This is a genomic window from Arthrobacter sp. MMS24-S77, assembly GCF_054888235.1.
Window position 1 is genome coordinate 867685 of the sequence record NZ_JBTZRN010000001.1, and the last position, 14501, is coordinate 882185.

Annotated in this window: 12 protein-coding genes and 2 riboswitches; of the genes, 9 read left to right on the forward strand and 3 right to left on the reverse strand. The window is 65.2% G+C overall.

The features are described 5' to 3' along the window. The first annotated feature begins 33 nt into the window (after positions 1-33). From ACX5I4_RS04065 to csrA, 3 genes are read left to right on the forward strand one after another with little or no spacing between them, the layout of a single operon-like run. On the forward strand, positions 34-2082 hold the full coding sequence (locus tag ACX5I4_RS04065) for a flagellar biosynthesis protein FlhA (protein ID WP_461835529.1): 2049 nt from the start codon (positions 34-36) through the stop codon (positions 2080-2082). Beyond that, positions 2060-3109: a hypothetical protein gene (locus ACX5I4_RS04070; protein WP_461835530.1), complete on the forward strand. Its 1050-nt coding sequence runs from the start codon at positions 2060-2062 to the stop codon at positions 3107-3109. The genes ACX5I4_RS04065 and ACX5I4_RS04070 overlap by 23 nt, the downstream gene beginning before the upstream one ends. Before the next feature lie 4 nt (positions 3110-3113). After that, the gene (gene csrA, locus ACX5I4_RS04075; RefSeq protein WP_184737915.1) at positions 3114-3362 is read left to right on the forward strand and encodes a carbon storage regulator CsrA; all 249 of its coding nucleotides are present in this window, start codon (positions 3114-3116) and stop codon (positions 3360-3362) included. 39 nt (positions 3363-3401) lie between these two features. Here csrA and ACX5I4_RS04080 read toward each other — a convergent pair whose 3' ends face one another. Further along, entirely contained in the window at positions 3402-3980 is a 579-nt protein-coding gene (locus ACX5I4_RS04080) for a flagellar protein FlgN (RefSeq protein ID WP_461835531.1), read from the reverse strand. Between the two features lie 223 nt (positions 3981-4203). Between ACX5I4_RS04080 and ACX5I4_RS04085 the strand changes: the two genes are divergently transcribed. Continuing rightward, entirely contained in the window at positions 4204-5022 is an 819-nt protein-coding gene (locus ACX5I4_RS04085) for a sigma-70 family RNA polymerase sigma factor (protein WP_461835532.1), read from the forward strand. Here ACX5I4_RS04085 and ACX5I4_RS04090 read toward each other — a convergent pair. Beyond that, on the reverse strand, positions 5019-5453 hold the full coding sequence (locus ACX5I4_RS04090) for a DUF1003 domain-containing protein (protein WP_461835533.1): 435 nt from the start codon (positions 5451-5453) through the stop codon (positions 5019-5021). The genes ACX5I4_RS04085 and ACX5I4_RS04090 overlap by 4 nt on opposite strands. Positions 5454-5573: 120 nt before the next feature. Continuing rightward, positions 5574-7115, reverse strand: coding sequence for an MFS transporter (locus ACX5I4_RS04095; protein ID WP_461835534.1), 1542 nt, complete (start codon positions 7113-7115; stop codon positions 5574-5576). An 82-nt stretch (positions 7116-7197) separates the two neighbouring features. Between ACX5I4_RS04095 and ACX5I4_RS04100 the strand changes: the two genes are divergently transcribed. From ACX5I4_RS04100 to glyA, 5 genes are all read left to right on the forward strand, one after another. Further along, positions 7198-7737 carry a TetR/AcrR family transcriptional regulator gene (locus tag ACX5I4_RS04100; protein WP_461835535.1) on the forward strand — a complete coding sequence of 180 codons (540 nt, stop codon included), beginning with the start codon at positions 7198-7200 and terminating at the stop codon, positions 7735-7737. A gap of 190 nt (positions 7738-7927) precedes the next feature. Then, positions 7928-8025, forward strand: a riboswitch (glycine riboswitch). 1 nt (position 8026) lies between these two features. Next, a riboswitch (glycine riboswitch) is annotated at positions 8027-8133 on the forward strand. A 51-nt stretch (positions 8134-8184) separates the two neighbouring features. Beyond that, positions 8185-11052, forward strand: coding sequence for an aminomethyl-transferring glycine dehydrogenase (gene gcvP, locus ACX5I4_RS04105; protein WP_461835536.1), 2868 nt, complete (start codon positions 8185-8187; stop codon positions 11050-11052). 12 nt (positions 11053-11064) lie between these two features. Then, positions 11065-12213 (forward strand): glycine cleavage system aminomethyltransferase GcvT, encoded by a 1149-nt coding sequence (gcvT, locus tag ACX5I4_RS04110; protein ID WP_461835537.1) that lies wholly within the window; start codon positions 11065-11067, stop codon positions 12211-12213. 539 nt (positions 12214-12752) lie between these two features. Next, positions 12753-13136, forward strand: coding sequence for a glycine cleavage system protein GcvH (gcvH, locus tag ACX5I4_RS04115; RefSeq protein WP_461835538.1), 384 nt, complete (start codon positions 12753-12755; stop codon positions 13134-13136). Further along, positions 13133-14455: a serine hydroxymethyltransferase gene (gene glyA, locus ACX5I4_RS04120; protein ID WP_461835539.1), complete on the forward strand. Its 1323-nt coding sequence runs from the start codon at positions 13133-13135 to the stop codon at positions 14453-14455. Before gcvH ends, glyA begins: the two co-directional genes overlap by 4 nt. Positions 14456-14501 lie beyond the last annotated feature (46 nt).

Below are 14501 nucleotides of genomic sequence, written 5' to 3' on the forward strand. Positions count from 1 at the left end.
CAGCAGCCACTCCACCCGGGACAGGACACAGCAATGAACAACAGATTCGCCAGGCTCACCGTGCCGGTGGGAATCGTGGGCATCGTGCTGCTGCTGGTGGTTCCCGTTCCGGCCCCGCTGCTGGACTTCTTGATCGTTTGCAACATCCTGCTTGCCCTGCTGATCCTGCTCACCAGCATGTTCGTCAAGAAGCCGCTGGACTTCTCGGTGTTCCCGTCCTTGCTGCTGGTGGCCACGCTGTTCCGGCTGGGACTCAACGTCGCCTCCACCCGGCTGGTGCTGGGGCAGGGCTTCGCCGGACAAGTGATCGATGCCTTCGGCAAGGTCACTGTGGGTGGCTCCATGATCATCGGCGCCGTGGTGTTCCTGATCCTGGTGGTCATCCAGTTCGTGGTGGTCACCAAGGGTGCCGAACGCGTGGCCGAGGTGGGGGCAAGATTCACCCTGGACGCCATGCCCGGCAAGCAGATGGCCATCGACGCGGACCTCAACGCTGGCCTCATCACCGATGCCCAGGCCCGCAAGCGCCGCGCCGAGGTGTCCGCCGAGGCTGATTTCTACGGTGCCATGGACGGCGCCTCGAAGTTCGTCAAGGGCGATGCCATTGCGGGCATCATCATTATCATCATCAATTTCGTGGGCGGCATTGCCATCGGTGTGCTGCAGCGCGGCATGAATGTGGGCGATGCACTCAACTCCTATGGACTGCTGACCATGGGCGACGGGCTCGTGACGCAGATTCCGGCCCTCCTCATGGCCGTGTCCACGGGCATGATCGTGACCCGGTCCAATGCCGAAGAGGACATGGGCCGTACCGCTTCCTCGCAGCTCATGCAGTCGCCCAACGCCATGCTCATCGCAGGACTGGCCGCCGTGGCCATGGCGTTGATCCCCGGCATGCCAATCCTGCCGTTCCTGCTGGTAGGTGCCTTCCTCCTGTTCGCTTCCAGGCGTTTGGCGGCGCAGCAAAAGAAGCAGCTCGCGGAACAGGACGCCGAGGAAGCAGCCACCCTGAGTTCCGAGGAAGACCCCAACGAGCGGCTCATGCAGGACATGCGCATCCACCCCGTGGAGATCCTGCTGGCTCCGGACCTTGTGGACATGGTCTCCGGTGCCTCGGACGATCTCCTGGCGCGCGTGCGCTCACTGCGCCACAAGATCGCCATGGAGTTGGGGATCGTGATCCCGCCCGTCCGCACGCGCGACAACGTGGAGCTGCCACCGGCGAACTACGCCATCCGCATTGCCGGCGTCGAAGCAGGACGTGGCACGGCGCCGTCGGGCAAGTTGCTCGCCCTCGGCGACTACCTTGATGCCCTGCCGGGCATCTCCACGGTGGAGCCGGTCTTCGGGCTGGCCGGAAAGTGGATCCCCACTGAAATGCGGCACAGCGCCGAAATGACCGGGGCAACCGTGATCGACCGGGTTTCCGTGCTGGTGACGCACTTGTCATCGATCGTCTCCGCCAACGCCGCGAGGCTCCTCACCCGGGAGGACGTCCGCGTGCTGACGGAAGGCGTGCGCAAGCAGAGCCCTGCCGCCGTCGAGGAACTCATTCCAGGGCTGATGTCCCTCGCAGAGGTGCAGCGGGTGCTGCAGGGCCTCCTCGAAGAACAGGTTCCCATCAACGACCTTCCGCGCATTTACGAGGCACTGGCCCTGCGCGCTAAAGTTTCCACCGAACCCGAGGCATTGGTCGAAGCCGCCCGGCAATCCCTGGGGCCCGCGCTCGCTGCCAAGTTCCTGGACGGCGCGGTGCTCAATGTGATCATGATCGATCCGCTCCTGGAACAGTCCATGCTTGAAGACATGCGCCCGGCCGAGGGAGGCACCCAGATCGTCATGAGCCAAGCGCGACTGGATGCAGTCTTGGCCTCTGTGAAGAGTTCCATGGAAACGGCCGCGGCTGCCGGACGGCAAGCCGTCTTGGTGTGCGCCCCGGCGTTGCGGCCCGCTGTCCGGCGGCTCGTGGTGACCCCCGACGGCGGCGTCCCCGTGCTGTCCTACCGCGAAGTGACGTCGGCCAACATCCAGATCGAAACCGTGGGGGTGGTCCGCCATGCCGAAGCAATACAAGCTTAAGGGCGCATCCTTGGAGGTCATCCGGGAGAAGGCCGAGCAGCAGTACGGGCCCGGGGCGCGGATCGTCTCCGCCGAGAAGGTCACCAACCCGGGAATCGCCGGGCTCTTCGCGGCCAATCGCTACGAGGCCACCATCGAAGTTCCCGTACAGGGTTCCACCCAACTAGCTACCAATAGTTGTCGTTTTGACGGCTCAGAACGACAACAACTGCGAGTTAGTTGGGAAGCCCACCCCGGCGGGGAGGCGCATGCGTTGGAGGGGCCCGCCATCGCGGCGCTGCTTGAGCAGGCCGACGCGGCTGAAGTGGACCTTCACCGGCCCGCGGCAGCTGTTTCGACTGCCTCGCCGGATTTCGCCGGGATGTTGGAGCAGTTAGGCAAGGAGTTCCAGCCACCGGTACCTGAACCGAGAGCCCAAGGGATGCTGACAGCCTTGCCAACCGCCGCCGTCGGGCACGCTGTCCCGGCGCTAGCACCGGCACCCGCGGCCGTACCGGTACCGGTTCCCGCGCTCGTGCCAGTTCCATTAGCTGGCAGCGGCAACCTCATCATCCTGCTCGGCCTTGGTGACGACGCCTTGGGTCCCGCGCTTGAGATGTCGATCGCGGAGGGCGGCTCCGACGTCCGGACGGCGGGGGAGTTGACCGCGTTCGGGCACCTCCACGTGGCGGGGCGTCAGGGCGCGACGGCGGCCCGCGCCCAAGCGGTGCTCACTGGCCAAACCGTGCTCGTGGCGTACGGACTCGGCAGGCCACGCGAAGCCGTGGCGCATGCGGCGCACATCGCCGGCCTCGCCGCAGACCAGCTGTGGCTGGTCGCCGATGCCACACGGAAGGCGGAAGATACTCAGGCCTGGGTGCGGGCGCTCTCCGCAGCTTTGGCGGCCGAGAGTTCTTCACTCGATGCGCTGGCCGTTTTCGGTGCGGCGGAGACCATGAGCCCGGAGACGGTCAACGGACTCGGCCTTCCCATCGGCTGGGTGGACGGCAAGCCCGCCCGTGCCGGAGTGTTTGGAAAGGTAGATTGAGAGCATGCTGGTACTGACACGCAAGCCGGGCGAACAGATCATGATTGGTGATGACATTGTCATCACGGTCATGGAGGGCCGCGGCGACGGGGTGCGGATCGGGATCGAGGCGCCCCGCGGGGTGTCCATCCAGCGTCGTGAAGTGGTTGAAGCGATCGCCGCTGCCAACCTCGCGGCGGCGAAGGCCGGCCCCGAGGCCGAGGAGCTCCTTGCCGGGTTGCGACCCCCGGCATCCCGCCGAAAGCCTGACTAGTCCCCGGGGTACCGGTATATCTTCAGGAGCGTCGGCGCACTAAGCCAAGCCGAGGAATTCTTCGAGGAGTGGCAGCGAACAATCCCTCGTCACGGCTAGGGCCCGCTCAATATTGGCGCTTTCCGCCAGCAGCATCACGTCATCCGCGGCGTCGCCTGTGTCGGCCGAGGCCTCCGTTCCCGACGCATCCGGGACCAAAACGTCCCCGGCCTGCGCTGCCGCGAGCCGCACGTCCCCGGCCCCGCTTGGCCCCGACAGGAGCGCCTCGATGTTGGCGGCGACGGCAGCTTCGACTTGCTTCAGCAGCAGCACCATGCCCTTGTGGTGTTCCTGAAGCAGTTCCGGCCACATTCCGGGCGGCGCCACGGAGGCGATCTTGGGCAGCGTAGCATTCGCGGGAGCACGCCATTTGATCGCCACGGCCGACGATTCGATGTTCCGGGCCAGGGTGTCGAACCGAAGGTTTTCCAGAACCTTTTCCACGTCAGAGGCGGTGAATTTCAGCCAATGCCAATTGCCTGCCCGAACGTGCAGCAGCTGTGTTTCGAGCCGGAACAACAGCAGTTCCAGCTGCCTCCGCTCGCGCCACAGCATCGCTGAAAGCTCATCCGCCCCCACGGTTCCCCATTCCCCGGTTTGGCCTGCGGAACATGATCCCGCGGCCGGCTTTACATCTTTTTCATGAGCGTACACGCATTGTTATATGGCAGATGGTATGTTCACTGAATACGTGTCTGTTCCAGGCAACTTTTAGCCTGCTGCATCGTCTCAGCAGCTCGCCGGAGGATCCTTGGAATCAGGCTTTTGCAACTCAATAATCCGGTCTCATGGGGGACTAATTTTGAATCGCGAAGAACGCAACGAGTTGGTGCTGCAGCATTTGCCGCTCGTTGGCTACTTGGTGTCTGAGCTCTGTGCGAGAGCTTCTCATTTGTCGCGCGACGATTTCGCGTCTGTAGGGTCCGTGGCGTTGATAACGTCCGCCGATTCCTTCGATCCGAGCCTCGGAGTCCCCTTCGGCGCATTTGCGCGCCGCCGGATCGTCGGGGCGTTTGCGGACGAGATGCGGGCCAGCGACTGGGCTACCCGCTCGGCACGCAAACGCATCAAGGAAACCATGTCGGTCCAGGAAACCCTTTCCGGCGTCCTTGGTCGGACGCCTACTGTGGCGGAAACCGCGTCAGCCCTCGGCGTCGAGCGCAGCGTGGTGGAGGCGGCCCTCGCCGATGCCGCCCGGACGCTATCGCCGCTGGACGACGTCGTCGTCGACACCGTTGCCGCGGACACTCTCTCCCCGGAACACTCCGTCCTGGCCGATGAACGCCTCAAGTACCTTCGCGCCGCCGTCGAGGCCCTGCCCGAAAAGATGCGATACGTCGTCGAGGAGATCTACTTCGCCGGGAGGACCGTCAAGGAGCTCGCCGAAGAGCTTGGTTCCACGCACGCCGCAGTGTCCCAACAGCGCGCCGAAGGTATCCGGCTCATGCGCGATGGTCTCTCTGCGCACTACGCTGACGACCCCGAGCAAGTCCTCGAGCCGCAGTCGCGGATTACTGCGCGACGCCGGCACGACTACCTCTCGACGCTCGCCACCGCGACCCTCGGCGGAATTACGCGTGGTTTCAGTTCGCACGATGCCGCGTTGAACCAAGCCGTCTAGTTTGGGGACCGTCTAACTTCAGCGTCGGGAGTGATCCTGCGAAGCTCACGCAGGATTTCCAGCTGTTGTTCGTTGATCTTCAACAGCAGGCCAATGTCCGCTCGCGCGGCGAGGTCTGTGTCGTAGTCGTGTTGGGCCATCGCGGCCGCAATCGCATCCTGGCGTTTGGCGGCGATCAGGAGGATCGCTCCCTGAAGCCCCGCCAGCATCGACAGGAACAGGTTCAGCAGGATGAACGGGTAGGGGTCCCAACCGTTGCCTGGCAGTACCCAGGTGTTGATGGCTGCCCACACGAGCATGAAGAAGATGAAGCCGCCGACGAACGGCCAGCTCCCCATCCCATTTCGCATGATATCCGCGGCTCGCTGACCCGAGCTCAAGCTTGCTTTGTGTTCGGCATGCCACGTGGATTTTTGCTCAGCTGTGCTCATGGGGCCCAGCCTAGCCGTGCATACGGGACGGAGCCTGACAGCAGGCGCTTCAGTGCCGTAAAGAGGGCACCGAGGGTCTCCTCGATGCCCCCAAGGCCTTCGTCGAAGGCGACTGACGGCCTACTTCGCGGTCGGCACGCGGCGGAGTACGACGGCGGCAAGGACTGCCGCTCCAGCCATCAGTACCAGCCCGATCGCCGCGGTGATGTGGACGCCCGATTCAAAGGCGGCACGCGCCGCGGCGGTCAGGGCTCCGGCCAGTGGCTGGGGCAGTGCAGCGGCGGTGTCCACGGCTCCGGCGAGCGTCTCCCGCGAACGCTCGGCGGCATGGCCGGACAGTTCAACGGGAAGAAGCAAGTGGTGCTGGTAGGACGCGGTCAGGATCGAGCCAAGGACTGCCGTGCCCAGCAATGAGCCGAGTTCGTAGCCTGTCTCGGAGATCGCCGAGGCCGCGCCGGCCTTGTCGGCAGGAACGGCGCCCAGGATGAGGTCGTTGGAGATGGTCTCCGCCGATCCAACCCCGATGGCCAGCAGCAGGAGTGCCGTCAAAAGGTACCCGGGGCCCTGGCCATGGTTGCCCAGGGCGGCCACGAGATAACCCACGGCGCTCAACGTCAGGCCGAAAGCCACCACGAGTCCCGGGCGGATCCGCTTGACCAGGGGAACCACCACCAGGCCTGCCACGATGGTGGCCAGCAGTGCCGGAACCATGGCGATTCCTGCCTCCATGGGGGACTGGCCCTCTACGAGCTGCAAGTGCTGCGCGAAGAAGTAGATGAAGCCTGTCATGGAAAACAGGGACAGGACGTTGGCAATGATGGCCGTGCTGAAAACCTTGTTCCCAAAAAGCCGTACGTCCAGCATGGGCGATGCCAGGGAACGCTGCCTGCGGACGAAGACGATTCCCATGGCCATGCCGAACGCCATGAAGGCGGCGGGTCCCGGGCCGAAGCCGTGCACCGCGGCCTCCTTGATGCCATAAACCAGAGGCGCCATCGTCAGGATAGACAGCACGACGCTGGGGACGTCAGGTTTGCCCGGATTGCGGTCCTTGGACTCGGGAATCAGGGACGGGCCGAAGGCCAGCAAGGGCAGCAACAGCGGCACGGCCACCAGGAACACGGCTCCCCACCAGAAGTGTTCCACGAGCCAGCCACCGAAGATCGGCCCGAGCGCGGCGCCGCCGGAGAAGCCTGCGGCCCAGACAGCCACAGCAAGCCGGCGGCGGTTCGGGTCCGGGAAGATATTGCGGATCAAGGACAGCGTTGAGGGCATGAGCATGGCTCCGAAGATGCCCATGCCGGCGCGTCCAGCAATGAGCCATTCGGCCGACGGGGCGAATGCAGTGGCCGCGGAAACGGCGGCGAAGCCCGTGCTGCCGATCAAGAGCAAGCGGCGGCGGCCGATCCTGTCTCCCAAGTTGCCCATGGACACCAGCAATGCGGCCAGGACCAGCGCGTAAACGTCTACGACCCACAGCAGCTGTACGCCCCCGACGTCCAGCGTCCGGGCGATTTCCGGCAGGGCAAATGTCAGCGCGGTATTGTCCACAGCCACCAGCAGCACAGGGAACATCAAGAGTGCCAGGGCAGTCCAATCGCGCCACGGGGCGGACTGGGTCGACGAGGTGCGGGGGTGCTGGGTTGTGGATGGGCTGAACATGAAGATAACTGTACCGTCTGGACGGTATAGTTTCAATTCGACTCATCGATCTGCCGCATCGAACTAAGGGATGATGGACACCATGCCGCGAAAACCTATTGCCCGGGACGCTGTCCTGGATGCCTTTGAAGCCCTGCTGATCGAGGTGGGGGAGCGGGCTGCCACCCTGGACGCCGTCGCCAAGCGCGCAGGCGTCTCCAAGGGGGGCTTGCTCTACCATTTCCCCAACAAGGAATCCATGATCAGCGCCCTGCTCGAACGCATGGACGCGCTCGCCGCACTGGACATCGAGGCGATGAAGGCGGCTCCCGAGGGCGCCTCTGCGTTCTTCATCAAGTCCTCCCTGTGGGCCGATACTCCCATGGACAGGGTGTTCGTGGCCGCCACGCGGCTTGCGGAGGTAGCGCACGAAGAAACCCGCAGGCGCTTTGCCGGGATCCAGCAACAATGGCTGGATGTGCTCGCCGACGAAGTGGGTCCGGAGATGGCCAAGGCGGTCCGGTATATGGGCGATGGGCTCTACTTCAACGCAATGCTTGAAGGCGGCCCGGGAGCCAATGCGAGCGAGAGGAACGCCGACGTCGGTGCGCTGCTTGCCGCCGTCGAACGCCTGCGTAACTGAGTGCCGACCCAACTGACTAGCAGTTGTTGTCCTTTAGAGGCTCCAAAACGACATCTAGTGCGAGTCAGTTGGGGAAGTCAGGCGGCTCGGTGACCCATATTTGCGGACGCGAGCAGTCCATAGGACAATTGACAGTTGTGGCAGCCGTCACCGGCAACCACGATCCGATTCACATAACTGAATACGCCTTTGATCTGCGGCGGGAGAGTCCTGCAGGCATGTGATGCAGGCGCCGTAGGAGCAAATCCTCCCCAGGAATCTCTCAGGCCCACGCACCGCCGCGGCAAGGCAACTCTGGAAAGCAGCACGCTGACGCGTGCTCACCGACGGTGCAAGCGAAGCAGCGCGAAAGCGCGGATTCGCGGAAACTCTCAGGTCCAATACAGAGCGGGGAGGAACCCGATTAGCTGTGGCGTACCCACGCCGCCTTAGTAATGGAGTTCCTTCGTGACGGTTAGTTCAACCTCCACCACGTTCGTTGACCGGCATATCGGCGCCCGCCGCCAAGCCGACATTGACATCATGCTCAAGTCTGTTGGTTACGACAGTGTCGATTCGCTCGTGGACACCGCGGTTCCCAATGACATCCGCCAGGACGTCGCCCTGACCCTCCAGAACGCCCTCAGCGAAGTTGAGGTTCTGGCGGAGCTGCGCAGGCTGGCGGCCAAGAACAAGACGGCCGTGCAGATGATCGGCCAGGGCTATTACGACACCGTCACTCCGCCGGTGATCCGCCGCAACATCCTCGAGTCCCCGGCCTGGTACACGGCGTACACCCCGTACCAGCCGGAAATTTCCCAGGGCCGTCTCGAGGCGCTGCTGAACTTCCAGACCATGGTCCAGGACCTGGTGGGCCTGCCCATCGCCAACGCCTCCCTGCTGGATGAAGCCACGGCGGTGGCCGAGGCGGTCCTGATGATGCGCCGGGCCAACAAGAACAAGGCGGCCCATGACGGCAAGACGGTCCTTGACGCGGACTGCCTGCCGCAGACCATCGCGATCGTGAAGGGCCGGGCCGAGGCGCTGGGCTTCGAGGTGGAGATCGCGGACTTGTCCCTGGGCCTGCCCGGGGGCGAGATCAACGGGATCGTGCTGCAGCAGCCGGGCGTTTCGGGCAGGGTGTTCGACCACACGGCGGTGATCGCTGCCGCCAAGGAACGGGGCGCCCTCGTCACCGTCGCCGCGGACCTGCTGGCCCTGACCCTGATCACGCCTCCGGGGGAGCAGGGTGCGGACATCGCGGTCGGTTCCACCCAGCGTTTCGGTGTTCCGTTGTTCTTCGGCGGCCCGCACGCCGCGTACATGGCGGTGCAGAAGGGCCTTGAGCGGTCGATGCCGGGCCGTTTGGTGGGGGTTTCGAAGGACGACGCCGGCACTCCCGCGTACCGTCTGGCGCTGCAGACCCGGGAGCAGCACATCCGCCGCGAGAAGGCGACGTCCAACATCTGCACCGCGCAGGCTTTGCTTGCCATCGTGTCCTCGATGTACGCGGTCTACCACGGCCCCGATGGGCTGAAGGCGATTGCCGAGACCGCCCACAGCCACGCCCGGACTCTGGCGGCGTCCTTGAAGGCCGCGGGCCTTGAGGTCCTGCACGGGAGCTTCTTCGACACCGTCACGGTCCGCGTCCCGGGCAAGGCTGCCGGGATCGTTGCAGCCGCCGAGGCCAAGGGCATCAACCTGCGGATCATCGACGGCGACATGGTCGGCGTGTCAGTGGATGAGACCACGACGGCGGCGGTCCTCGCCGACGTCGTCGCCGCGTTCGGCGCTTCGCTCGCGGAGTCGGGTGAGGGTTTCGCCCTGGAGGCCGACGTCGTGCGTTCTTCGGACTACCTGCAGCACCCGGTGTTCAACACGCACCGTTCCGAAACCCAGCTGCTGCGCTACATCCGCAGGCTCTCTGACCGTGATCTTGCGCTGGACCGCACCATGATCCCGCTGGGTTCGTGCACCATGAAGCTGAACGCCACTGCCGAGATGGAAGCCATCTCCTGGCCGGAGTTCGCCTCGATCCACCCCTTCGCCCCGGATTCCCAGACCGGGGGCTGGCGTGAACTGATCGAAGATCTGGAAGCCGACCTGACGGAGATCACCGGTTACGACCAGGTGTCCATCCAGCCCAACGCCGGTTCCCAGGGTGAGCTCGCGGGCCTGCTGGCCATCCGCGGTTACCACCTCTCCCGCGGGGACCTGCAGCGCAACGTCTGCCTCATCCCGGCGTCGGCCCATGGCACCAATGCTGCCTCGGCGGTGCTGGCCGGCATGAAGGTGGTTGTGGTGGCCACCGCGGCGGACGGCACGATCGACCATACGGACCTGCAGGCCAAGATCGAGGCCAACAAGGATGTCCTCTCGGCCATCATGATCACCTACCCGTCCACGCACGGCGTGTACGACGCGGACGTGCGCGAGATCTGCGACTCCGTGCATGCAGCCGGCGGCCAGGTGTACGTTGACGGCGCCAACCTCAACGCGCTCGTTGGCCTGGCCCAGCCGGGCAAGTTCGGCGGCGACGTGTCCCACCTGAACCTTCACAAGACCTTCTGCATCCCGCACGGCGGCGGCGGACCGGGCGTGGGCCCGGTCGCTGCCAAGGCGCACCTTGCACCCTTCATGCCGGGCGATGCGAACAAGGCAGCGCATGAAGACGGCGCTTCTTTGCCAGGGACTGGCGTCGCGATTTCCGCTTCGCGGTACGGCTCCGCGGGTGTGTTGCCGATTTCCTGGGCGTACGTGAAGCTCATGGGCGGGCAAGGCCTGACCGAGGCCACGAAGTCCGCGCTGCTTGCGGCGAACTACATCGCCTCGCGCCTGAACGAGCACTTCCCGGTCCTCTACACCGGTGAAGGCGGACTCGTGGCGCACGAGTGCATCCTGGATCTGCGCGAACTGACGGCCAAGACCGGAGTCACCGCGGAGGATGTGGCCAAGCGCCTCATCGACTACGGTTTCCACGCCCCCACCCTGGCGTTCCCGGTGGCCGGCACCCTGATGGTGGAGCCCACCGAATCCGAGGACCTGGGGGAGATCGACCGCTTCATCGAGGCCATGATCACCATCCGCAAGGAAATCGACCAGGTCGCCCACGGCGACTTCGCGGTGGAGAACAGCCCGCTGCGCCACGCGCCGCACACCGCGGCCGCCGTCGTGAGTTCCGATTGGGACCGTGAGTACTCCCGCGAGCAGGCCGTGTTCCCGGTCCACCACCTCAAGCAGGACAAGTACTTCCCGCCTGTCGGCCGCATCGACGGCGCCGCAGGGGACCGCAACCTGGTCTGCTCCTGCCCTCCGATCGAAGACTTCGAGAACTAAGGACTCCTCACGATGACTGAGAACTACACGGCGCTCTACGAAGAGCACAAGAAGCTCGGCGCTTCCTTCACCGATTTCGGTGGCTGGCAGATGCCCCTGAAGTACTCCTCCGAACTGGCCGAACACCACGCCGTCCGCAATGCCGCTGGCCTGTTCGACCTCTCCCACATGGGCGAAGTCTGGGTCACCGGCCCGGACGCCGCGGCCTTCCTGGACTACGCCTTGGTGGGCAAGATCTCCGCGATGTCTATTGGCAAGGCCAAGTACTCGCTGATCTGCCAGGAAGACGGCGGAATCATCGACGACCTCATCACCTACCGCCGTGGGGATTCCACGTTCCTCGTGGTCCCCAACGCCGGCAACGCCAAAGTTGTTGCCGAGGCGCTGGCACAAAGGGCCCGATCGGGCAAAGAAGGCGGCTTCGACGTCGTCGTCGAGGACGCCTCCGCGGCCACCTCCCTGATCGCGGTCCAGGGCCCCAAGGCCGAAGAGATCCTCCTGCGCTTGGTCCCGGCCGATCAGCACTCCCTCGTCACCGGGCTCAAGTACTACGCCGCCGTCGAGGTTCCCTTCACCTTTGCAGGGAACACGACCGAGCTGCTGCTCGCCCGCACCGGCTACACCGGCGAGGACGGCTTCGAAATCTTCGTGGACAACGATGCCGCAGCCGCCCTGTGGCAAGCAATCGCCGCCGCAGCCGAGGACGGCGAGCTGATCCCCGCCGGCCTGGCATCCCGGGATTCGCTGCGCCTGGAAGCCGGCATGCCGCTCTACGGCAACGAGCTTTCCCGCGAAGGCAACCCCTACGCGGCCGGCCTGGGCCCGGTGGTGTCGCTGGCCAAGGAAAGCGACTTCGTGGGCCGCGCCGCCCTGGAAGCCCTGAAAGCCGGGGGCGCCGGTTCCACCAGCGGCCGCAAGCTCGTTGGCCTCAAGGGCCTGGGCCGCCGCGCCGGCCGCAGCCACTACCCGGTCCTCAAGGACGGTGCGGTGGTCGGAGAAGTCACCTCCGGCCAGCCCAGCCCCACCCTCGGCTACCCCGTCGCGTTGGCCTACGTCGACGTCGAACACGCCGAACCCGGCACGGCCCTGGACATAGACCTGCGCGGCAAGGCCGAGCCCTTCGAGGTCGTGGCACTGCCGTTCTACAAGCGGGCCAAGTAGGTCGCGGTTGGCCCGCGGTTCCGGTGGGTGGGTGACCGTGGTTGCGTTTAGCCCGTCGGGTCCGACATCCTCTGCATGCTCGGTCGCGAAGACGCCCGCTGAGCGGACGTGTCGCTCCCGCAGGGGCCCACGCCGTCAGGGTTCCCTGGCCGAGCTTGCGAGGTTAGGGGGACGGTGGGGACGCATGCTGCCGGATGCCGGCACCCGATGGGGCCGTGCAGTTCACCTTCTGTGCGGCTCACTTCGGGTTCAGTTTCAGTCCGGCACCTTTGGCTCGCTTTCGAAAGCCAAAGGTGCTGGATGATGAGCCGCCTGCCGCAGCTTGGCCCACGGGAACCACGGGTCACCTACTAAGACCGAAAGGGCCAGCGTTCTTTTCCGGAACTGTTGGCCCCGAAAACTGAACAAGCCTCTAGCGGTGGGGGAGCGGCATCCGGCAGCGTGCGTCAAAGCGACGAAGGAGCAGCGCGCAGAGGATGGCGGCCCCCGCCGCGTAACCTGACCACAACTGTTTTTTAGACCAACGCAAAGGAAAAAACATGGCAAAAGTTGCACCTGAACTCCAGTACTCCGACGAGCACGAGTGGGTTGCCCGCGAAGCCGGCAATCTTGTGTCTGTCGGTATATCCGCCGTGGCCACCGATGCCCTTGGCGACATTGTGTACGTTGACTTGCCCGAGATCGGTTCGGCTGTGACCGCGGGGGAGACCTGCGGCGAGGTTGAGTCCACGAAGTCCGTCTCGGACCTGTACTCCCCGGTGACGGGCGAGGTCACGGAAGTGAACTCCGCCGTCGTCGACGATCCTGCCCTGATCAACAACGATCCGTACGGTGCGGGCTGGCTCTTCAAGGTGGCCGCGGAGTCCGACGGTCCGCTGCTTTCCGCGGAGGAATACGCTTCCAAGAACGGTGGCGAGCTGTGAGCGCCGCAAACGGAACCGCCGTGTTCGAGCAGGTCGTTTCCCCGTCCCTGGACACGCTGTTGTCCGAGCTGGATCCAGAGATCGCGGCGAAAATCGACGACGAGCTGGACCGTCAGCGTTCGGGCCTGGAAATGATCGCGTCCGAGAACCACACCGCCGTGGCCGTGATGCAGGCTCAGGGTTCGGTGCTGACGAACAAGTACGCCGAGGGCTACCCGGGCAAGCGCTACTACGGTGGCTGCGAGCACGTGGACATCATCGAGCAGCTGGCCATCGACCGGGTGAAGGCCCTCTTTGGTGCCGGGTTCGCGAACGTGCAGCCGCACTCCGGTGCCCAGGCGAACGCTTCGGTGATGCACGCGCTGATCAAGCCGGGCGACACGATCATGGGCCTGAACCTGGCCCACGGCGGGCACCTGACCCACGGGATGCGGATCAACTTCTCCGGCAAGCTCTACAACGTGGTCCCGTATGGTGTCCGGGAGGACACCCACACGGTCGACATGGCCGAGGTGGAGCGCCTGGCCCTGGAGCACAAGCCGGCGCTGATCGTGGCCGGCTGGTCCGCTTACGCGCGCCAGCTGGACTTCGCCGAGTTCCGCCGGATCGCGGACCTTGTGGGCGCGTATTTGATGGTGGACATGGCGCACTTCGCCGGCCTCGTGGCCGCCGGGTTGCACCCGTCCCCGGTCCCGCACGCCCACGTCACGACGTCCACGACGCACAAGACCCTCGCCGGTCCGCGCGGCGGCATCATCCTCTCCAACGACGCCGACATCGCCAAGAAGATCAACTCCGCGGTCTTCCCGGGCCAGCAGGGCGGCCCGCTGGAGCACGTGATCGCCGGCAAGGCCGTGGCGTTCAAGATCGCCGGGTCGGAAGAGTTCAAGGAGCGCCAGGAGCGCGTGCTGGCCGGTGCCCGGATCCTGGCCGAACGCCTCATCCAGCCTGACGTCACGGCCAAGGGGATCTCGGTGATTTCGGGCGGCACGGACGTGCACTTGGTGCTGGTGGATCTGCGCAACTGCGAACTGGACGGCCAGCAGGCCGAGGACCGCCTCGCCGCGATCGACATCACCGTCAACCGCAATGCGGTTCCCTTCGACCCGCGCCCCCCGATGGTGACCTCCGGTCTTCGGATCGGCACCCCGGCCCTGGCCACGCGCGGTTTCGGTGAAGCGGCGTTCCGTGAGGTTGCGGACGTCATCGCCGAGGCACTGATCGCCGACGCCGACGCAGACCTCTCCGGCCTGCGTCACCGCGTGGAGGCACTCGCCGCCGCTCACCCGCTCTACCCGGGCGTTGCAGCGCTTAGCTGACCGTCTCTCTTGGGCCGTTGGGTCCGGCAATCCTGTCGGAACCAAC

Coding starts and splice junctions, on each gene's coding strand:
- ACX5I4_RS04065 (WP_461835529.1), top strand. CDS start 34: ATGAACAACAGATTCGCCAGGCTCACCGTGCCGGTGGGAATCGTGGGC.
- ACX5I4_RS04070 (WP_461835530.1), top strand. CDS start 2,060: ATGCCGAAGCAATACAAGCTTAAGGGCGCATCCTTGGAGGTCATCCGG.
- csrA (WP_184737915.1), top strand. CDS start 3,114: ATGCTGGTACTGACACGCAAGCCGGGCGAACAGATCATGATTGGTGAT.
- ACX5I4_RS04090 (WP_461835533.1), bottom strand. CDS start 5,453: ATGAGCACAGCTGAGCAAAAATCCACGTGGCATGCCGAACACAAAGCA.
- ACX5I4_RS04095 (WP_461835534.1), bottom strand. CDS start 7,115: ATGTTCAGCCCATCCACAACCCAGCACCCCCGCACCTCGTCGACCCAG.
- ACX5I4_RS04100 (WP_461835535.1), top strand. CDS start 7,198: ATGCCGCGAAAACCTATTGCCCGGGACGCTGTCCTGGATGCCTTTGAA.
- gcvT (WP_461835537.1), top strand. CDS start 11,065: ATGACTGAGAACTACACGGCGCTCTACGAAGAGCACAAGAAGCTCGGC.
- gcvH (WP_461835538.1), top strand. CDS start 12,753: ATGGCAAAAGTTGCACCTGAACTCCAGTACTCCGACGAGCACGAGTGG.